The following is a 20,601-nucleotide window of genomic DNA, read 5'->3' on the forward strand; positions in this document are numbered from 1 at the left end:
GGTCAGTGGTGCCGGTCGCGAGGGCAAGCAGCATCAAGACTGCGAGTGGATGGCAGTAAGGACGGGAATGAGGGGTTGGCATGGCGGATGAGCAAGGCAAGCGTCTGTTGATCGGTCTGATTGATCTTCCCGGCTCGCGGCGTGATGCGCTGGCGAACCTGTTGACGGATGAACGCTGTGCGGTGGCGGCCTGTGATGGCATCGCGACACTGCCCAGCGGGGTGGCGGTGGTGGTCGCGCATGTCGAGGCCGTTTCCAGTCATGAGTGGGCGCGGCTGGCCGAGCGCCTGCCGACGGTGGTGGTGGCCGAGAGCCGTGGCGATGAATGCCTGCTGCCGGCGGTGGAGGCCGGGCTGGTCGATTACCTCATCTCGCCGCGCGAGCATGGCTCGGTATTGCGCAGTCTGCTCAAGCGGGCGGCGGAGCATCACCAGCTGGCCCATGAGCACGCCAAGGCACGCGCGCGCCTCGAGGAGCTCAACGAGCACCTGGAGACGCATCTGGCGCTGCTGCGTCAGGACCAGCAGGCCGGTGGCCAGATCCAGCAGCGTCTGCTGCCCCAGAGCGGGCAGCACATCAATGGCGTCAGTTATGAGTACTGCCTGTCGCCGTCGCTGTATCTGTCGGGTGACTTCCTCGAGTATCAGGCGATCGACGAACGCTTCAGCCTGTTCTACTTTGCGGATGTCTCCGGGCATGGCGCCTCGTCGGCCTTCGTGACCGTGCTGCTCAAGCTGTTGTTCGCACGCGCGATCCGCCACTGGGAGGAACATACGCCGGAAACCTTCGGCCCCGAGTGGCTGGCACTGCTCAACCGTGAACTGATCGACAGTGGTATCGGCAAGCATGCCACGGTGATGTGTGGTGTGATGGACCGTGACACGCGCACGCTGCATTACACCCTGGGCGCCCAGCTGCCGATGCCGGTACTGGTCACGCCCGACGGCGAACTGCGTGAGCTGGAAGGCAGCGGTCGGCCGGTGGGGCTCTTCCCAGACACCCGCTATCCAGCGTATCGTGTGGCGCTTCCTGAGCGCTTCCGTCTGTGGCTGGCCAGTGATGGTGTACTGGAATGCCTGCCGGGCGAGGCGCTGGAGGACAGGACTCGAGCACTGCATCAACGGATTCTGAGCAGTGAGGATGTGCAAGGATTGCGTCGTGGACTGGCGCTGGATGGCGAGCTGCCGGATGACCTTACCTTGATGACGCTGACAGGATTCCATGATGGATGAAGGACGTATCCAGGCCGTGTTCGAAGACGGCCTGTTCGTGCTCAAGCTATCCGGTGATGTACGCCTGACGCTGTGTGCCACGCTGGATCAGCAGGTACAGCGCGTGGCTGCGGTTGAGGGACTGGAAAGCGTGATCATCGATCTGCGCGAAGCGACCAATGTCGATTCCACCGCACTGGGCTTTCTGGCCAAGCTGGCGCTGGCGGTCCGCGACCGGCTGGTGATGCCGGCGCAGGTGGTGGCTGCCCATCCCGACGTGCTGACCATGCTCAAGGTGATGGGGTTCGACGAGGTGGCCAGTGTCGTGGACGCCGGCAGCCTGCCGGAGGCGGACCAGGCCGATCTGGACGGGGCTTCCTGCTGCAACGCGCCAGCGCTGAACGCGTCTCAGGATGACGCCGATGCCTCGCCCCAGCAGGAACAGGAGCTGCGCGGACGCATTCTCGAGGCTCACCGGCTGTTGATGTGCCTGAACGGCCACAACCGCCTGGAATTCCAGCCGCTGATCGAGCTGCTGGAAAGCGAGGAGCATCGCCAGCCCCACTGAAGGCGCGCTGGGACGTTGAGCCTGACAGCACGCTGCTGAAAGCACGAACCTGACAGCACAATGCAAAAGCGCCTGCCGTGAAACACGGCAGGCGCTTTTTGTTGCCTTGGCCATTCAATGAGCTCTTGCTTAACAAGAGCTCATCATCGGCGCTATGCTCCGTTGGCTCAGTGGCTGCGCAGTTCGGCCAGCAGAGTCTCGAGCTTGCGCTGATCAGCCATGAACTTGCGGATCCCTTCGCCCATCTTCTCTGTGGCCATGGCATCTTCGTTCATGTCCCAGCGGAAGTTGGACTCGGTCAGCACTTCCGGCACGTTCTGCTCGGCATCGGCGGCCAGCAGGCGACGTTCCAGCGGGCCGGTGCTCTCGGCCAGCTCACCCAGCAGTGCCGGCGAGATGGTCAGACGGTCACAGCCGGCCAGCGCTTCGATCTCGCCGGTGTTGCGGAAGCTGGCGCCCATCACGATGGTCTTGTAGCCGTGGCCCTTGTAGTGCTCGTAGATGGCCTTGACCGACTTCACGCCCGGGTCGTTGTCGCCGCTGAAGTCGGCATCCGGCTGATTGGCCTTGTGCCAGTCGAGAATACGACCGACGAAGGGCGAGATCAGCGTCACGCCGGCATCGGCACAGGCCTGGGCCTGGGCGAAGCTGAACAGCAGCGTCAGGTTGGTGCGGATGCCTTCGCGCTCGAGCTTCTCGGCGGCGCGAATGCCTTCCCAGGTGGAGGCGGTCTTGATCAGGATGCGTTCCTGACCGACGCCATTGGCGGCGTAGCGCTCGATGATGCGATGCGCGCGACGGATGGTCTCGTCGGCATCGAAGGACAGACGGGCGCTGACCTCGGTGGAGACATAGCCCGGCACCAGGCCGGCGATCTCGGTACCGATATCCACGGCCACGGCATCGACGGCATCATCGATGTCGGTGGCCTTGCGCGCGACTTCGGTCAGGCGCTCGCGACGTGACGGGTCCTGAGCGGCCTGCAGGATCAGTGACGGGTTGGTGGTAGCATCAGTGGGCGCGAAGCGACGAATGGCCTCGAGGTCACCGGTGTCGGCGACGACGGTGGTCATTTCCTTGAGTTGGGAGAGCTTGTCCTGTGCCATGCAAGAGTTTCCTGTACTGAGCGTGAGCCACCCGAAGGGGTGAGTGGCCCTCATGAATAAGGCAAGAGGTGAAGGGCAGGAGCCGCCGGAGCGAGCGCTGCCACCGAGTGTGCACCCACGCCTGCCGGCTGTGAAGACATCTCGGGCCGATCGCCCCAAGTGGATGATCCGCGGGGATTTCATCAGCGTGATGTGACATTCGTCACCTGTGTAGGTCAACTGTATCAATTGTGCGGCGGCGCGCCCACTGTCGTCATCTGACGGCAAGGGCGTGGCGTTTTCGGCACGTGGACATACCATCGACAAACGATTGCAGGAGGGGATGTGGACAAGCGTCAAACCCGTCAGCTGGCCTTGCTGGTCGCGGCCAATACGGCCCTGGCTCCATTGGCCATCGATGCCTATCTGCCGGCACTGCCGGCCATGGCAGAAGACCTGGCGACCACGGTGCACCATACGGAGCTGTCGCTGTCGGTCTTCCTGCTCGGCTTCTCGCTGGGGCAGTTGATCTTCGGCCCGCTGTCAGACCGTATCGGGCGCAAGCCGGTCCTGCTGTCAGGCATCTTCGTCTTCCTGCTGGCGAGTCTGGCCATCACCCAGGTCGAGAGCCTCGAGGGGCTCTATGCGCTGCGCTTCCTGCAGGCGCTGGGCGGCGGCGCCTCGGTGGTCAATTCCTCGGCGATCGTGCGCGATTGCTTCAGTGGCCGCGAGGCGGCCAAGGTGCTGTCCACCGTCGCGGTGATCATGATGCTGGCGCCCTTGATCGCGCCTGCCATCGGCAGTCTGCTGCTGGGCATGGCGGGCTGGTGGCTGATCTTCGCCTTCCTGGCCGCCTATGCCGCCTTCCTGCTGGTGGTGCTGCCGCTGCGCTTGCCCGAGACCCGGCGCAAGCGTGAGGCGGACGAGCCGCCGGCCAGCCTCCTGCAGGTCGCGCGTGACTATGCCAGCGTGCTGCGCCACGGGCCGGCGATGGGCTATGCGCTGACGCAGGCGATGGGCTTCGGTGGCATGTTTGCCTTCATCACCGCGTCGCCCTACGTCTATATGCAGCATTTCGGAGTGACGGCGGCCTGGTACCCGGTGCTGTTCGGCGCCAACATCCTGTTCATGTTCACCGCCAACCGTCTCAACGTGCGCCTGCTGTCACGCCTGTCGCCGCCGCGTCTGCTGCGCATCGGCATCGGTATCCAGCTGTCTGCGGCCATCCTGCTGGTATCGGCGCTGGCACTGGGGCTGGACCTGCTCTACGTCATCGCGCCGCTGCTGATGGTGTTCGTCGGGGCCAACGGCATGGTGGCGCCCAACGCGATCTCCTCGGCGCTGGAGTATTTCCCGCGCATCAGCGCCACGGCCAATGCGCTGATCGGCAGCATGCAGTTTGCCAGTGGCGCCGTGATCGGCATGCTGATCGCAGGTCTGGCGATGGACAGCCTGTGGCCGATGATTCTCGGCATACTGGGCACGGCGCTGGTCAGCAATATTCTGCTGCGGGTGCTGGCAGGGCGCCGCGCCCTGGCGCGCCATGAGACGCCGTCCGACTGAGAAAGGCTTGAGCCGGCGACTGTCACACAGTTGTCATGAATGCTTGGCAAGGTACTCCCTGTAGACAAGAAGCCACCTCACTGGCTCATTCCTATCGCAAGGAGTTTCAGGCATGAAGGCGTTCCTCAAGTCCGGTCTCGCAGTGGCTGTCATCGCTGCATCAGTTGGTGCTGCAGAAGCCCGTGAACAGCTGCGCATCGTGGGTTCTTCCACGGTCTATCCGTTCTCCAGCTACGTCGCTGAAGAGCTGGGTGCCACCAGCGATTTCCCGACTCCGGTCATCGAATCCACCGGTTCCGGCGGCGGCATGAAGCTGTTCTGTGAAGGTGTCGGTGACAGCACTCCGGACATCACCAACGCCTCTCGTCGCATGAAGACGTCTGAATTCGAGCGCTGTGAAGAGAACGGCGTGACCGATATCACCGAAGCCATGATCGGCTTCGACGGTATCGCCTTCGCCCAGTCTGTCCGCGATGGCAGCATGGACCTGACCCGTGAGCAGATCACCCTGGCGGTCGCCGCTCAGGTGCCGGTCGACGGCAAGCTGGTCGACAACCCCTACACCAAGTGGTCCGAGATCGACTCCTCCCTGCCGGACCGCAAGATCACCGTCTACGGGCCGCCTTCCACTTCCGGTACCCGTGACGCCTTCGAAGAGCTGGTGATGGAAGTCTCCACCGAAGAGATGGAAGGCTACGGCGGTGAGGGTTACACCAACATCCGTCAGGACGGTCACTACATCGCTGCCGGCGAGAATGACAACCTGATCATCCAGAAGCTGGTCGAGAACACCGAAGCCTTCGGTATCTTCGGCTACTCCTTCCTCGAAGAGAATGCTGACAAGGTCGTCGGTGCTTCCATCGATGGCGTGCAGCCGGAAGCCGATGCCATCTCCTCTGGCGAGTACCCGGTCTCCCGCTCCCTGTTCTACTACGTGAAGAACCAGCACAAGGATGACGTGCCGGCTCAGCAGGCCTACAACGACCTGTTCATGAGCGAGAAGATGATCGGTGAGCTGGGCTACCTGAAGGGCATCGGTCTGATCCCGCTGCCGAAGGAAGAGCGCGCCACGCTTCGCGAGCAGGTCGCTGAGCGCACCAAGCTGACTCTGGCCGATCTCCAGAAGTAAGCAACGCAGCTGACCCTCTGACGCGGCCGGTTGCCCTTGGCAGCCGGCCCGTTTGCTTGACTGGTCGCAGGGTTTCGCAAGGCATGAAGCCTTCCCCCTGTGAACAACGCGACTCCGGGACCCGAAAGATGCAGACTCAGCAGATCTTTCTCTTCTTCATAGGCATCGTGGCGCTGGCTGGCCTGGTGGCCTTCTTCAGCGGCCGCAGCAAGGCACAGCGTGTGCGTGCCAGCGGTGCTGAAATGTACGCCCAGCCGGATCAGTACGGCTGGTTCACGGCAATCTCCAGCGCAGGGCCTGCTCTGCTGGTCGGTCTGGCAGCCGTCGTTGCGATTGCCACCGCAGATATCGATATCGAAGGCATGCAGCTGCTGATCGCCAGTCTGGTCGTCGCAGCCGTCGGCCTGGTCATCGGCCTCGCCCTGGTGAAGCCTGATTTCCATGCGCGCAATGCCATCGAGACCCTCATTCGTTATGTGTTGATCGGCGCGGCGATGATCTCCATCGTCACGACGTTCGGCATTCTGGTCTCGATCATCTTCGAGGCCATCCGCTTCTTCCAGATGGAAAGCTTCTGGACCTTCATCACCGGCACCACCTGGGATCCGGGCAACAGCTTCCAGATGGCCGCCGGCCGTGGTGAAGGTGTCGAGAGTACCGCCAACTTCGGTGCCGTACCGCTGTTCGCCGGTACCTTCATGATCACCCTGATCGCGATGCTGGTGGCCATTCCCATCGGCCTGCTCGCCGCGGTCTACATGGCAGAGTTCGCCCCCGAGAGCGTGCGTACCGTCGCCAAGCCGGTGCTGGAAGTGCTCGCCGGTATCCCGACCGTGGTCTACGGCTTCTTCGCCGCCATCACCGTCGCGCCGCTGATCGTCGACATCTTCTCGCCACTGGGCATCGAGGCGTCCTACAACAACGCGCTGGCGCCGGGTCTGGTCATGGGCATCATGATCATTCCGTTCATTTCCTCACTGTCCGATGACGTCATCACTTCCGTGCCGGACACCATGCGTCAGGGCTCTCTGGCGCTGGGCATGACCCACGGCGAGACCATCCGCAACGTCATCCTGCCGGCCGCGTTGCCGGGCATCATCTCCGCGTCTCTGCTGGCCATGTCACGCGCCCTCGGCGAGACGATGATCGTGGTGATGGCGGCGGGCATGCGTCCGAACCTGACCGCCAACCCGCTGGAAGACATGACCACCGTCACGGTGCGCATCGTTGCCGCGTTGACCGGCGACCAGGAATTCGCGAGTGCCGAGACACTGTCGGCCTTCGCGCTGGGTCTGGTGCTGTTCGTTGTCACTCTGCTGCTGAACATGGTCTCGGTGGTCCTGATCCGCCGCTTCCGTGAGAAGTACAGCGCCAACAACCTCTGAGGCCGAGACTAGACATGAGCCATTCATTCGACGATATCTCGGCCCAGCTGAAGGGCCGTCATCGCCGCACCAAGCGCCTGAAATTCATGTCCATGGGCGCACTCGCCCTGGCCGCCACCTTCCTGGTGGTCTTCATCGGCGACATGGTCATGCGCGGCTATCCGGCCTTCCAGCAGGCAGAACTGCACGTGCCGGTCACCTACAGCGAGCAGTCGCAGGAAATCCCGCTGGCAGCGGTGGAAGAAGACGTGCGTGATCTGGTCAGCCGCGGCTGGCTGCGCCAGCTGCCGCGTGACATGGCCGCTGACGCCAGCCTGATGGGACAGACGATCGACCGCTGGGTGATCGCCGATGACCAGGTCGATCAGTACCTCAAGGGCCACAAGTCACACCTGAAGCCCAAGCAGACTGCCGTGCTGGACCGCATGATCGAGAACGGCACGGCCGAGCTCAAGTTCAACATCAACTTCTTCACCACCGGTGATTCGAAGTTGCCGGAATACGCCGGTATCTGGTCGGCCGCGATGGGTACGATCCTGACGCTGCTGGTCACGCTGGCCTTCGCCTTCCCGGTCGGCGTGCTGACGGCGGTCTATCTGGAGGAGTTCGCTCCGGACAACCGCTTCACCCAGGCCATCGAGATCAACATCAACAACCTGGCGGCGGTGCCGTCGATCCTGTTCGGTCTGCTGGGTCTGGCGATCTTCATCAACTTCTTCGGCATGCCGCGTTCCTCCCCGCTGGTCGGTGGTCTGACGCTGGGTCTGATGACCTTGCCGGTGATCATCATCACCACGCGCTCGGCGCTGCGCAGCGTACCGGACACCATTCGTCAGGCCGCCTTCGGCGTCGGCTGCTCCCGCTGGCAGGTGGTGCGTGACCATGTGCTGCCGCTGTCACTGCCGGGAATCCTGACCGGTTCCATCATCGGCCTGGCACAGGCGATGGGCGAGACCGCGCCGTTGATCATCGTCGGCATGGTGGCCTTCATTCCGGATGCGCCGACCGCCATCACCCAGGCTGCCACCGTGCTGCCGGCCCAGATATTCACCTGGGCGGGCGAGCCGGAGCAGGCCTATGTTGAACGTACTGCGGCGGGCATCCTGGTGCTGCTGTCAGTGCTGATCCTACTCAATGCCGCAGCCGTGATGCTGCGCAAGAAATTCGAGCGTCGCTGGTAGGCAGCTGCGAGGCGGCCCGCCGATTGGCCGGTCGCCTTCCACCCTTAGCCCTGGCCCACGACTCATCAAGGAATACGAGACATGAACAGCACCGTCGCCACTCCCGCCAAGCCTGCCGCCGCCACTCGTCCCGGTAGCCCGGTCGTCATCAACGAAGATGCCAACCACGAGCTGGCCATTCGCGTGGAAGACCTCAACCTGTGGTACGGCGAGAAGCAGGCGTTGAAGAACATCAACATCGATGTCTTCCAGAAGAACGTCACCGCCCTGATCGGCCCGTCCGGTTGTGGCAAGTCGACCTTCCTGCGCTGCCTGAACCGCATGAATGACCTGATCCGCAGCGTGCGCATCGAAGGTCTGGTCGAGATGGATGGCCGTGACGTCAACGCGCGCAACATGGATGAAGTGGCATTGCGTCGTCGCGTCGGCATGGTGTTCCAGAAGCCGAACCCGTTCCCCAAGTCCATCTACGACAACATCGCCTACGCGCCGACCATGCACGACCTGGTCAGCCGTCGCGCCGACAAGGATGATCTGGTCGAGAGCGCGCTGCGTGATGCGGGTCTGTGGGAAGAGGTGAAGGACATTCTCGACCAGCCGGGCACCTCGCTGTCCGGTGGTCAACAGCAGCGTCTGTGCATCGCGCGTGCCATCGCGGTCAAGCCGGACGTCATCCTGATGGATGAGCCGACCTCGGCGCTTGACCCGATCTCCACCGCGACCATCGAAGACCTGATGGACAAGCTGAAGACCCAGTTCTCCATCGTCACCGTGACGCACAACATGCAGCAGGCGGCGCGTGTCGCCGATTACACCGCCTTCTTCCACATGGGTGAGCTGGTGGAGTACAACGACACCAAGACCATGTTCTCCAACCCGAATACCAAGAAGGCCGAGGACTACATCACCGGTCGCTATGGCTAAGCGGCGCCTGCGTCAGGGGCTCGGATGGCTGAGCCCCTGAGCGCTTCCTGAGAGCATCGCAGGCCGCACGACGACACGAGGCCCGGATCCATGATCCGGGCCTCGTGTCGTTTCAAGCATCAGGTTGGCTCAGTGTCTGCTGGTGGATCAGCCTTCCAGTTCGACGGCGATCGCGGTGGCTTCGCCGCCGCCGATGCACAGCGCCGCGATGCCGCGCTTCTTGCCGCGGCGTTCCAGCGCGTTGATCAGGGTGACGATGATGCGCGAGCCGGTGGAGCCCACCGGATGCCCCTGGGCGCAGGCGCCGCCGAAGACATTGACCTTGTCATGCGGGATGTCGTGGGCATCCATCGCCAGCAGGGTGACCACCGCGAAGGCCTCGTTGATCTCGAACAGGTCGACGTCTTCCGTGGTCCACTCCAGGCGCTTCATCAGCGTGTCGATGGCGCCGATGGGCGCCAGCGTGAATTCGCTGGGGTGCTGGGAGTGGGTGCTGTGACCGAGGATACGCGCCTTGACGGCCAGCCCGCGTCGTTCGGCTTCATCGCGGCGCGTCAGCACCAGCGCCGAGGCGCCGTCGGAGATGGAGCTGGCATTGGCGGCGGTGATGGTGCCGTCCTTGGCGAAGGCCGGGCGCAGGGTAGGAATCTTGTCGAGATTGGCCTGGAAGGGCTGCTCGTCCTGCTCGACCACGCTCTCGCCCTTGCGGCTCTTGACCGTGACGGCGGCGATTTCCGGTGCGATATCTCCCGATTCGGTGGCCGTCATGGCACGTCTGAGCGATTCGATGGCGAAGTCGTCCATGCGCTGGCGGTCATAGCCGCGGGCATCGGCCACTTCCTGGGCGAACACGCCCATCAGCTTGCCGGTCTCGGCGTCTTCCAGCCCATCGAAGAACATGTGGTCCTTCAGCTCGCCATGGCCGAGGCGATAGCCGCCACGCGCCTGGGTGAGCAGATGCGGGGCGTTGGACATCGATTCCATCCCGCCGGCCAGCATGATGCGGTTGGTGCCTGCGCGAATCAGGTCATGCGCCAGCATGGTGGCCTTCATGCCGGAACCGCACAGCTTGTTGATGGTGGTGGCGCCGATGCTGTCCGGCACGCCGGCCTGACGCATGGCCTGCCGCGCGGGGCCCTGCTTGACGCCGGCGGGCAGCACGCAGCCGAAGATGCCCTCGTCGACATCGGCAGGCGTAAGGCCTGCGCGTTCGATGGCCGCCTTGATGGCCACGGCAGCCAGCTGTGGTGCGCTCAGCGTCGAGAGTGAGCCCTTGAGGCCGCCCATCGGCGTGCGGGCGCCGGCGAGAATCACGATGTCATCGGCGCTGGCGGCGGGGCTTGGCGTAGTGCGGGAAGCGGTCGTCATGACGGTCTCCTGTGTCTTGTTATTGGAAGATCGAGTCGTGCAGTCGGCGTTGTGATCACTGCGTGGCTATGCTTTGATCCATTCAATCCCATAAACCAAGCAAGCGCTAGTTATACGATGAATGTAGCCACCGCCTCACCCCGTCGCAAGGAGCTGGTCCGTATCGCTGCCCGCCTGTTCGTCGAGGAGGGTTTCGATCGCACCACCGTCCGCATGCTGGCCCAGGAAATGGGCATCAAGTCCGGCAGTCTCTTCCATCACTTTGCCGACAAGCAGGAAATTCTGTGCGCCGTGATCGAGGAGGGCATGTTCAGTGCGCTGGCCATCGCCCGTGAGCATCTGGCGCGCTGCGAGCCGTACCAGGCAAGTGAAGTGACCGCCTCGGCGGCATCGCAGCAGCAGGCGCGTGAGCGACTGCTGGCCCTGGCGCGTGCACATCTGGACACGCTGCTCACCGACCGCAATGCCCATGTGGTCGCGCTCTATGAGTGGCGGCGGCTGGAGGGCCCGGCGCGCGAGCATCTCGTCCAGCTGCGCGATGACTACGAGGATCTGTGGCGTGACGCCATCGCCTCCGCCGTGGCCGCAGGGCTGCTCAAGGGCGACGCCGCGCTGCTGCGCCAGTTCATGCTCGGCGCGCTCAACTGGACGGTACGCTGGTATCGCCCCGATGGAGAGCGCTCCCCCGATGAGCTGGCCGAGGCGCTGGTCGACAGCCTGTGTCGTCTGCCCTGAGCGAGTGTCTGCTGCACAGCGTGCGTTACACGCCGTCTGCAACTTTTGGCCAGTCGAGCGTCACAATGCTTGCCGCCCGATAGGCTTGTCGCTAACTTGACGTTTACGTTAACTGTAGATGGCTGGCGCCCAGTCATCTCACATCGCCCCGGAGCACCACTCAGGAGCCAGTCACGCCATGACGCCAAGCGATACAACAACAAACCGCACGTCACGCGCCGCCTCTGCTGCATCTGTCGCACCTGCGAATTCACACGCCATGCAACCCGCCGCCAGCCAGACGCTGAGCGATTATCTGGCCGCCTTCGATATCCAGGCGCTGCGCGATGAATTGTTCACCACGCCGCTCGACGGCGAGGGCGAGCTCGGCAATGCCTATGAGGCGTGTGTCGGGCGTCATCTGCGCGCCGGGCAGGGCGAGCGTATCGCGCTGGTCCATGAAGACGAACAGGGCCGGGTGCGTGAGCTGAGTTACGCACAGCTCGATGAGCAGAGCGCGCGGATGGCGGCTGCCTTGAAGGCACAGGGCGTGATGGCGGGGCAGCGGGTCGCCTGCATGCTGTCGCGTACGCCGGAGCTGATGATCGCGCTGGCCGCGACCTGGCGGCTGGGCGCCGTCTATCAGCCGCTGTTCACCGCCTTCGGCACCGATGCGCTCGACTATCGCCTGTCGCGCGCCGAGACGCAGATCGTGATCACCGAGACGAGCCAGCGCAGCAAGTTCACTGAGCTTGCCCGCCATCCCGTGATCATCTGCGTGCGCGGTGAGGGAGACGCACTGGAGGCGGGCGATCTCGACTGGCAGACATTGATGCAGAGCGAGCCACTGACCGAGCCGCCGGTGTGGCTGCCGGCGGAGGCGCCCTTCCTGCAGATGTTCACCTCCGGCACGGTCGGCAAGCCCAAGGGTGTGGCGGTGGCGCTGAATGCGCTGCCCGCCTTCTGGCTCTATCAACGCCTGGCGGTGGACCTGCGCCCCGGCGAGCGCTTCTGGAACATGGCCGACCCCGGCTGGGCATACGGCCTCTACTACGCCATCACCGGCCCGCTGTTGCTGGGTGCCACCACCTACTTCATGCAGGCGCCGTTCAGTGCAGAAGGCGGGCTGGCCTTCATGGAGCGTCACCGCATCGACAATTTCGCGGCCGCGCCCACGGCCTATCGCATGCTCAAGGCCTCCGGGCTCGGTGAAGGTGCCTTCGAGCGCCTGAACCTGCGGGTCGCAAGCTCCGCCGGTGAGCCCCTCAACACCGAGGTGGTGGGCTGGGTCGCGCGGGAGCTGGGCTGTGCGGTGATGGACCATTACGGCCAGACCGAGACCGGCATGACCTGCTGCAATCATCACGCGCTGGCCCATGAGGTCGTGGTCGGTAGTGTCGGCTTCCCGCTGCCCGGCTATCGACTGGCCGTGCTCGACGCCGAGTATCGTGAGCTGCCGCCGGGCGAGCCGGGTGTGCTGGCGGTGGATATCGCCCGCTCGCCCGCGCACTTCTTCGCCGGTTACACCTGGCAGGAGAAGCAGCCCTGCGTCGAGGGCTATTACCTGACCGGAGACGTGGTGGTGGCAGAGCCCGATGGCCGCTTCACCTTTGCCGGGCGTGATGACGACATCATCACCACCGCGGGCTATCGCGTCGGCCCGGCGGATGTCGAGAACGCTGTGCTGGTACATCCGGCGGTGGCGGAATCGGCGGCGGTCGGCAAGCCGGATGCGCTGCGCGGCGAGATCATCAAGGCCTATGTGGTGCTGCGCGATGGCCATGTCGGCAGTGACGAGCTGGCGGAGGAAATTCGCGCCAGCGTACGTCAGCGACTCTCGGCGCACAGCTACCCCCGCGAGATCGACTTCGTCGACAGCCTGCCCAAGACGCCATCGGGCAAGATCCAGCGTTTCCTGCTGCGGGCACAGGCGCGCGCGAGCTGAATACCGAGCCATATACCTGGCTTTCAGGCACGGCCGTCTATCCGGCGGGGCTTGTGTGTTACCACGCGCCTGTTACCACGCGCCTGTCACCACAGGTCTGTCATCACCTGGCTCTCATCACCTTTCCTGCCATCACCTTTCGGGAGACTCGTTTCATGAAGATCGCCGACCACTGCTTTCTGATCACCGGCGCAGCATCCGGCCTCGGGGCCGCCACGGCCTCACGTATCGTCGCGGCCGGCGGCCAGGTGGTGCTGGCGGATCTTGCCGAGGCCGCACGTGAACAGGCCGATTCACTGGGGGAGGCGGCACGCTTCTGTCATTGCGACATCACCGACAGCGCCAGTGTCGAGGCCGCGCTGGATGTCGCGGAGCAGACCTTCGGTGCCATTCATGGGGTGATCCACTGTGCCGGCGTGGTGAGCGTCGCCAAGCTGGTGGATCGTGACGGCGAGCCTGCTCCGCTTGAAGGCTTCGAGAAGACGCTGGCGATCAATCTGAGCGGCACCTTCAACGTGGCGCGCCTGACGGCGGCACGCATGGCGCGCAATGCCGCCGAGGGCGAGGACGGCGAGCGGGGCATCATTCTCAATACCGCCTCGGTCGCGGCCTTCGATGGCCAGGTGGGGCAGTGTGCCTATAGCGCCTCCAAGGCCGGGGTCGCCGGCATGACGCTGCCGATGGCGCGTGAGCTGGCACGCCATGGCATTCGCGTGATGGCGATTGCGCCCGGCGTGTTCGAGACACCGATGATGGCCGGCATTCCGGAGCCGGCCCGCGAGGCGCTGTGCGAGGCGGTGCCGTTTCCCAAGCGTCTGGGCAAGCCCGATGAGTTCGCGCGTCTGGCCGAGCACATCATCACCAACAGCATGCTCAACGGGGAGGTGATCCGCCTCGATGGCAGCATCCGCATGGCCTGAGGCTGGCGGGCAAGGCTTTCAGCGTCTGGATCGGGCTCTCCGGATCGGCTTTCTAGAGAAGAGCACGGTACACAAGGAATCTTGCAGGACAGGTTATCTCTGGGGGAGATATTGCTCGATCGCGGCTGCGGTCGGGCTTTTTTGTGTCTGTTTTTTGTGTCTTCTTTTGTGTCTACCGTGCGCGAGGGGCGGCTTGAAGGCAGGGCTTGCCACCGATGAGACAGGGCTTGCCACCGATGAGACAGGGCTTGCCACCAATGTCGCAGGCCAGAAATCAAACGACCGCTTGACGGTATGGCGAAGGAGGCGTTAATTTCAAACACATGTTTGATAGTGTTGCGTCAGACCTGTTCGCCGCCAGCGACTCGCTTCTTCATTGCTCGAGTGAGTGTTGCGCCGCCTGACAAGCGTCCTGCCGCCACCTGTCGTTGTTCAGGTCAGCGCCGCCGCGTCGCGACGGCTCAAGGAGTAAAGCATGCCGGACTATCAGGCGCCGTTGCGCGATATCCGCTTCGTGATGAATGAGCTGCTCGACTATCCCGCGCACTATGCCAGCCTGCCGGGTGGCGATGAGGCCAGCGACGATATCGTGACCGCCATCCTGGAGGAGGGCGCACGCTTCGCTCATGAGGTGCTGACGCCGCTGAACCAGTCGGGCGACCGCGAGGGCTGTACCTTCGAGGGCGGCGAGGTCAAGGCGCCGAGCGGCTTCAAGGCTGCCTACCAGCAGTATGTCGAGGGCGGCTGGCCGAGTCTGGCTGCCTCACCGGAGCATGGCGGTCAGGGGCTGCCGCCGTCACTGGCGATGGTGCTCTCGGAAATGGTCGCCTCCGCCAACCTGTCGTGGGGCATGTATCCGGGCCTCTCGCATGGCGCGATGAATGCACTCGAGCATCACGGCAGCGAGGTGCTCAAGCAGACCTATCTGACCAAGCTGGTCGAAGGCAGCTGGACCGGCACCATGTGCCTGACCGAACCGCATTGCGGCACGGACCTGGGCCTGATCAAGACCCGCGCCGTGCCGCTGGATGACAGCGATGGCAGCAAGGGCTACCGCATCAGCGGCACCAAGATCTTCATCTCGGCCGGTGAGCACGATCTGTCCGAGAACATCGTGCACCTGGTGCTGGCCAAGCTGCCGGATGCTCCGGAAGGCTCGCGTGGCATCTCGCTGTTCGTGGTGCCCAAGTTCCTGCCCGACGCCAATGGCGAGGCCGGTGAGCGCAACGGCGTCAGCTGTGGCTCCATCGAGCACAAGATGGGCATTCACGGCAACGCGACCTGCGTGATGAACTTCGATTCCGCCACAGGCTATCTGGTCGGCCCGCCGCACAAGGGACTGGCCTGCATGTTCACCATGATGAATGCCGCGCGTCTCGGCGTGGGGATCCAGGGCGTGGCGCTGGCCGAGGCCAGCTTCCAGAATGCGCTGAGCTATGCGCGTGACCGTCTGCAGATGCGTGCCCTGTCTGGCGCCAAGGCGCCGGAGAAGGCAGCCGACCCGATCATCGTGCATCCGGACGTGCGCCGCATGCTGCTGACCCAGAAGGCCATCGCCGAGGGCGGGCGCATGCTGGTGATGTACGCCGCCCAGTTCAATGACATCGTCGAGAACGCTCCGGACAGCGAAGACAAGGCACGTGCCGATACCTTGCTCGGCCTGCTGACGCCCATCGTCAAGGCCTTCCTGACCGAGACCGGCTTCGAGGCGACCAATCACGGCGTGCAGGTCTATGGCGGCCACGGCTTCATTCAGGAGTGGGGCATGGAGCAGTTCGTGCGCGATGCGCGTATCACCCTGCTCTATGAAGGCACCACCGGCATCCAGGCGCTGGACCTGCTGGGCCGCAAGATCCTGATGAGCCAGGGCGAGTCGCTCAAGGTCTTCACCAAGGAGATCCACAAGTTCTGTCAGGCCAGCGAAGGCAGCGAGTTTGCCAATCCGCTCGCCGAGCTCAACCGCGAATGGGGCGAGCTGACCATGGCGGTGGGCATGGGCGCGATGCAGGACCGCGAAGCGGTCGGCGCGGCCAGTGTCGATTACCTGATGTATGCCGGCTACGTCACGCTGGGCTACCTGTGGGCGCGGGCCGGTGAGACGGCCAGGGCCGCGCTGGCGGCCGGCGAAGGGGACGCTGCCTTCTATCAGGCCAAGCTGGATACCGCGCGCTTCTACTTCCAGCGCATCCTGCCGCGCACGCAAGGCCATGCCGCGATGATTCGTGCCGGTGGCGAGACGCTGATGGCGCCGACGGTGGAAGGTTTCGGCAGCGGCTTCGAGATCTGATGACGGCTTCAAGCCTGACAGCAGTTTCAAGCCTGACAGCAGTTTCAAGACTCAGCAGTTAGATGTATCGGCAACAGTCGTGTCTTATGCCTCCAGTCAGTGCGCTCTGACTCGGTACCCTTGGGGAGACTTTGGTCTCCCCATTTTTTGTGCGCTTGGTGTCAGGAAGGAGTTTTCCCGACACGAGCAATCAATCTCGTTTCAGTCTTGGCTTGTGACAGGCATGCGCCCAAGATAGGCGCATCGAAGGCTGTCCCGAGGAAACCGCGGGGCAGCGACGCGCATGTACTTATGGCAAGTACTGATGGCAAGTACTGATGGCAAGCACTGACAGGATAGGTGGCGCAGGATGCACCCGAACGATACGCCTGAGGAAAGATCGCGACACGAGGAAATGCCGCCCGAGGCGCAGATGGCCGATGCGCAAGCGCCTGACGATAGCGTTGGCGAGCCACGCAGCGTCAGTGAGGGCACTTCCATCGAGGAGGCCGTGACACGCATGCAGGTGCCACGCGACGAGCGTCAGCAGGAGGCGCTCGAACGCTCCGGACGTTCTCGCCATGCGCCCAACGTGCGCCGCGCGCTGGAGATTCACCCCTTGCTGGTCGGCATGGCCGCAGTGGTCATCATCATCGGCGGCCTCAAGCTGGCGGCGGACCTGGTGGTGCCGCTGCTGCTGGCGGTGTTCGTCGCTGCGGTCTGCGATGCGCCGGTGCGCTGGCTGGCCCGTCACGGCATCGGGCAACGCTTCGGGGTGCCGATCGTCATCCTGACGGTCTGCGTGCTGTTCTCGTCGCTGACGGCGCTGCTGGTCTCGCGCTTCACCCTGTTCAGCGATGAGATGCCCAAGCTTGAGGAGAGCCTGCGCGAACAGTATCAGAGCATGCTGGAATGGCTGGCGGACAGTGGCGTATCCATCGCGCCGGCCCGTTTCAGCGAGCTGGTCGATCCGGCCTCGTTGACCCAGTGGGTGCCGAACCTGCTGACCGGGCTTGGGGGGCTTCTGTCCTCGAGCGTCATCATCGTGCTGACGGCCACCTTCCTGCTCTATGAGGCATTGTCACTGCGCGACAAGCTGGTCAGCACGCTGCGCAGCCCGCATGTCAGTCTGCGCCGCTTCACGCTGTTCTCGCTGACGCTGCGCCGCTATCTGGCGGTCAAGACCTTGATCAGCCTCGTGACCGGGGGGCTGGTCGCGATCAGCTGTCTGGTGCTCGATGTGGAGTTCGCCTTCCTGTGGGCCACGCTGGCCTTCTGCCTCAACTACATTCCCAACATCGGCTCGGCGCTGGCCGCGGTGCCTGCAGTGTTGCTGACGCTGGTGATGCCGGAAGGCGGTGCGGTCAAGGCGCTGATGCTGGGCGGTTGTTATCTGGCGATCAACTTCATTCTCGGCAACTTGATCGAACCGCGCGTGATGGGGCGCACCCTGGGGCTGTCGACGCTGGCCGCCTTCCTGTCGCTGGTGGTGTGGGGCTGGGTGTTCGGGCCGGTGGGCATGCTGTTGTCGGTGCCGATCACCATGACGCTCAAGATCGCCTTCGACTCGCACCCGGGCACGCGCTGGGCGGCGCGTCTGCTGGGCCCCTCCGTGCGCCGGATTCGCCGTCGTCGACGCTTGGCGGAGGAATGACCCGCGAGCCAGCTCTGCGTGGATGACCCGCTGCCAGAATGCCAAAGGCCCCGTCACGCTGTGCGCGACGGGGCCTTTGGTTATCGAATCAGTGCGCGGTGGCTGGCGGGGCAGTCACCTGTCAGCAAGTCGACTCAGAGGTTCTGCTCGATGAACTGGCTCAGCTGACCCTTGGACTGGGCACCGACCAGAGAGGCGACCTTGGCGCCGGACTTGAACAGGATCACGGTCGGCACGCCACGCACGCCTTGCTCGGCAGCGATTTCCGGCGCGTCATCGACATTGACGTTGACGATCTTCAGGCCTTCGCCTTTCTCGTTGGCGACTTCTTCGACGACCGGCGCCATCATCTTGCACGGACCGCACCACGGGGCCCAGAACTTCAGCAGGACCGGGGCTTCAGCGTTGAGAACTTCCTGTTCGAAGTTGGCGCCGGTGACATCGACGTGATTGGACATCTTGTTTCTCCAGGGGATTCGTTTCGCTGTCTGCGGCATTGCCGGACATGCAGGCTGCGTCCGATGGTAGCGCCACTTTGCATCACTGACAAATGGGCATTGTCCATCGGCTCAATAGCACGGGGTTATGATCGCTAGTGTTTTTATAGCTGTTTTATTGGTTTGAGGGAATAGCAACGGGGCAGGCAATGTGGATTGCCCGCCCCGACTTTGGTATTGCCTGTGCGAAGGATCCCGCAGCAAGGAGAGCTCAGAAGAAGGCGTAACGGATGCCCAGCCCCAGCAGCAGTGTCGTCAGCAGGCCCTGCAGCAGGCCGCTGGGCATGTGGCGTGTCAGGCGTGCGCCCAGGCTGATGGCGGGCAGTGAGCCGACCAGCAACGCGCCGAGCAACAGGAAGTCGACATTGCCCAGCCACAGGTGGCCCAGCCCCGCGACCAGTGTCAGCGGTACGGCGTGAGCGATATCGGTGCCGACGATGCGCGCGGTGCTCAACAGCGGGAACAGCATGATCAGCACGGCAGCACCGAAGGCGCCGGCACCCACGGAGGACAGGGTGACGCACACACCGAGCACGATGCCTGACAGCACGGTCAGCGGTGCCGCGTGGCGTACGATGAAGCTTTCCGGGCTGATCAGCCCCAGCAGGCGCTTCTTGAACAGCAGTACGCCGGCGGTGAGGATCAACATCACGCCCAGCATGCCCTTGATCAGGCCCGCGTAGGCGGTGGGGTCAGTGAAGAAGGTATGCAGGACCGCAATCGTCAACAGCGCCGCCGGCAGCGAGCCGATGGCCAGGCGCCGGGCGATGGTCCAGTCCACATGTCCCTGGCGATGGTGCGCGAAGGCGCCGCCCGCCTTGGTAATGGAGGCATAGAGCAGGTCGGTGCCCACGGCGATGTGCGGCGGGAAGCCGAACATCAACAATAGGGGCGTCATCAGCGAGCCGCCGCCCACGCCAGTGACACCGACCGCGAAACCCACTCCGGCGCCTGCCAGCACGTATAGCAGCAGTTGTGTGACTTCCATCCCTACCTACCCCCTTGTCAGGTTACTGTCGCCAATCTACTCTTGAGCGTATATTCCCGAAAGGAATCATTATTCATGATTTTATCGCCCGATCATCTTAGCAAGGTGACCGGCCATGTCCGGGCCACTGTCACGCCGCGTCGCGTCGATGGTGCTTCTCAGGAGAGTGAAGCCGCATGAAACTCCAGCAGTTGCGTTATATCTGGGAAGTCACCCGCCACAACCTGAACGTGTCCGCCACCGCGCAAAGTCTATATACCTCCCAGCCGGGAATTTCCAAGCAGATTCGTCTGCTGGAAGATGAGCTTGGCGTCGAAATTTTCGCACGCAGTGGCAAGCACCTGACGCGGGTGACCCCGGCCGGCGAGTCCATCGTCGAGCTGGCAAGCCAGGTGCTGCGCACGGTGGAGAACATCAAGCACGTCGCCCAGGAGCACAGTGACGACCGTCGCGGCAGCCTGTCGATCGCCACCACGCACACTCAGGCGCGTTATGCCTTGCCGCCGGTGATCGCCGATTTCACGCGCAAGTACCCGGATGTCGCGCTGCACATGCAGCAGGGCACGCCGAAGCAGATCGCCAACATGGTCAGTGAGGGGCAGGCCGACTTCGCCATCTGCACCGAGTCGCTGGAGCTGTTCAACGACCTCATCCTGCTGCCGTGCTATCGCTGGAACCGCTGCGTGCTGGTGCCCAAGGATCACCCGCTGGCCAATGGCGAGGAACTGACCCTCGAGTCGCTGGCCAGTTATGCGCTGGTCACCTACACCTACGGCTTCACCGGCCGCAGCCAGCTGGACGATGCCTTCAAGTCCCACGGCCTGGCACCCAACGTGGTGCTGACCGCCTCGGACGCCGATGTCATCAAGACCTATGTGCGTCTCGGCATGGGCATCGGCATCGTCGCGCACATGGCGGTGGACAAGGTGGCCGATGAGGACCTGGTCGCGCTGGACGCCACGCATCTGTTCGAGAGCTCCACGACCAAGATCGGCATCCGTCGCGGCACCTTCATGCGCAGCTACATGTTCGAATTCGTCGAGCGCTTCGCGCCGCACCTGACGCGCGAGCGTGTCGAAGCGGCATTGGCCGCCGGCCCGCGCCACGAGCACGAAATCTTCCACGACATCGAGCTGCCGGTGCGCTGACCGGTGGGCTGAGTGCCGCTCGCCAGATCTGCCGCAGCGCAGATGAAAAAGCCCG

17 protein-coding genes are annotated in these 20,601 nt (G+C 63.7%); 13 read left to right on the forward strand and 4 right to left on the reverse strand.

Annotated features, from left to right (window positions below):
* The first annotated feature begins 80 nt into the window (after positions 1-80).
* Both R1T44_RS04325 and R1T44_RS04330 read left to right on the forward strand, forming a co-directional pair.
* A complete protein-coding gene (locus tag R1T44_RS04325) occupies positions 81-1,232 on the forward strand; it encodes a PP2C family protein-serine/threonine phosphatase (protein WP_043333982.1) in 1,152 nt (383 codons plus the stop codon).
* A complete protein-coding gene (locus R1T44_RS04330; protein ID WP_317292661.1) occupies positions 1,225-1,779 on the forward strand; it encodes an STAS domain-containing protein in 555 nt (184 codons plus the stop codon). The genes R1T44_RS04325 and R1T44_RS04330 overlap by 8 nt, the downstream gene beginning before the upstream one ends.
* A gap of 167 nt (positions 1,780-1,946) precedes the next feature.
* Here the strand turns inward: R1T44_RS04330 and tal are convergent, their stop codons facing one another.
* Entirely contained in the window at positions 1,947-2,885 is a 939-nt protein-coding gene (tal, locus tag R1T44_RS04335; RefSeq protein ID WP_043333980.1) for a transaldolase, read from the reverse strand.
* A 324-nt stretch (positions 2,886-3,209) separates the two neighbouring features.
* Between tal and R1T44_RS04340 the strand changes: the two genes are divergently transcribed.
* From R1T44_RS04340 to pstB, 5 genes are all read left to right on the forward strand, one after another.
* Positions 3,210-4,427, forward strand: a complete 1,218-nt coding sequence (locus tag R1T44_RS04340; RefSeq protein ID WP_317292662.1) for a Bcr/CflA family multidrug efflux MFS transporter — start codon at positions 3,210-3,212, stop codon at positions 4,425-4,427.
* A gap of 112 nt (positions 4,428-4,539) precedes the next feature.
* Entirely contained in the window at positions 4,540-5,556 is a 1,017-nt protein-coding gene (locus R1T44_RS04345) for a substrate-binding domain-containing protein (RefSeq protein WP_107335494.1), read from the forward strand.
* 128 nt (positions 5,557-5,684) lie between these two features.
* Positions 5,685-6,941: a phosphate ABC transporter permease subunit PstC gene (pstC, locus tag R1T44_RS04350; protein ID WP_043333977.1), complete on the forward strand. Its 1,257-nt coding sequence runs from the start codon at positions 5,685-5,687 to the stop codon at positions 6,939-6,941.
* A gap of 14 nt (positions 6,942-6,955) precedes the next feature.
* Positions 6,956-8,122, forward strand: coding sequence for a phosphate ABC transporter permease PstA (gene pstA / locus R1T44_RS04355; protein WP_043333976.1), 1,167 nt, complete (start codon positions 6,956-6,958; stop codon positions 8,120-8,122).
* Between the two features lie 81 nt (positions 8,123-8,203).
* Complete coding sequence (pstB, locus tag R1T44_RS04360; protein WP_153635115.1) at positions 8,204-9,046, forward strand: phosphate ABC transporter ATP-binding protein PstB; 843 nt, start codon at positions 8,204-8,206, stop codon at positions 9,044-9,046.
* A gap of 147 nt (positions 9,047-9,193) precedes the next feature.
* On the opposite strand, the gene R1T44_RS04365 is transcribed toward pstB, so the two are convergent.
* Positions 9,194-10,414 carry an acetyl-CoA C-acyltransferase gene (locus R1T44_RS04365; RefSeq protein WP_279834538.1) on the reverse strand — a complete coding sequence of 407 codons (1,221 nt, stop codon included), beginning with the start codon at positions 10,412-10,414 and terminating at the stop codon, positions 9,194-9,196.
* Positions 10,415-10,531: 117 nt separating this feature from the next.
* Here R1T44_RS04365 and R1T44_RS04370 point away from each other — a divergent pair, with 117 nt between their 5' ends.
* The 5 genes from R1T44_RS04370 (at position 10,532) to R1T44_RS04390 (ending at position 17,913) form a co-directional block, all read left to right on the forward strand.
* Positions 10,532-11,149, forward strand: coding sequence for a TetR/AcrR family transcriptional regulator (locus tag R1T44_RS04370; RefSeq protein WP_213113527.1), 618 nt, complete (start codon positions 10,532-10,534; stop codon positions 11,147-11,149).
* Between the two features lie 259 nt (positions 11,150-11,408).
* Positions 11,409-13,073, forward strand: a complete 1,665-nt coding sequence (locus R1T44_RS04375) for an AMP-binding protein (protein WP_317292663.1) — start codon at positions 11,409-11,411, stop codon at positions 13,071-13,073.
* A gap of 155 nt (positions 13,074-13,228) precedes the next feature.
* A complete protein-coding gene (locus R1T44_RS04380; RefSeq protein ID WP_043333973.1) occupies positions 13,229-13,993 on the forward strand; it encodes an SDR family NAD(P)-dependent oxidoreductase in 765 nt (254 codons plus the stop codon).
* 475 nt (positions 13,994-14,468) lie between these two features.
* On the forward strand, positions 14,469-16,280 hold the full coding sequence (locus R1T44_RS04385) for an acyl-CoA dehydrogenase C-terminal domain-containing protein (RefSeq protein ID WP_192838534.1): 1,812 nt from the start codon (positions 14,469-14,471) through the stop codon (positions 16,278-16,280).
* A 412-nt stretch (positions 16,281-16,692) separates the two neighbouring features.
* On the forward strand, positions 16,693-17,913 hold the full coding sequence (locus R1T44_RS04390; RefSeq protein WP_245162994.1) for an AI-2E family transporter: 1,221 nt from the start codon (positions 16,693-16,695) through the stop codon (positions 17,911-17,913).
* A 134-nt stretch (positions 17,914-18,047) separates the two neighbouring features.
* On the opposite strand, the gene trxA is transcribed toward R1T44_RS04390, so the two are convergent.
* Both trxA and R1T44_RS04400 read right to left on the reverse strand, forming a co-directional pair.
* Entirely contained in the window at positions 18,048-18,371 is a 324-nt protein-coding gene (gene trxA, locus R1T44_RS04395) for a thioredoxin (protein ID WP_043333971.1), read from the reverse strand.
* Positions 18,372-18,621: 250 nt separating this feature from the next.
* A complete protein-coding gene (locus tag R1T44_RS04400) occupies positions 18,622-19,398 on the reverse strand; it encodes a sulfite exporter TauE/SafE family protein (RefSeq protein WP_043333970.1) in 777 nt (258 codons plus the stop codon).
* Between the two features lie 176 nt (positions 19,399-19,574).
* On the opposite strand from R1T44_RS04400, the gene cysB reads away from it, so the two are divergent.
* Entirely contained in the window at positions 19,575-20,546 is a 972-nt protein-coding gene (gene cysB, locus R1T44_RS04405) for an HTH-type transcriptional regulator CysB (RefSeq protein ID WP_317292664.1), read from the forward strand.
* The last annotated feature ends 55 nt before the right edge of the window (positions 20,547-20,601 follow it).

The sequence above is a fragment of the Cobetia amphilecti genome (genome assembly GCF_032923285.1).
Classification (GTDB): Bacteria; Pseudomonadota; Gammaproteobacteria; order Pseudomonadales; family Halomonadaceae; genus Cobetia; species Cobetia amphilecti.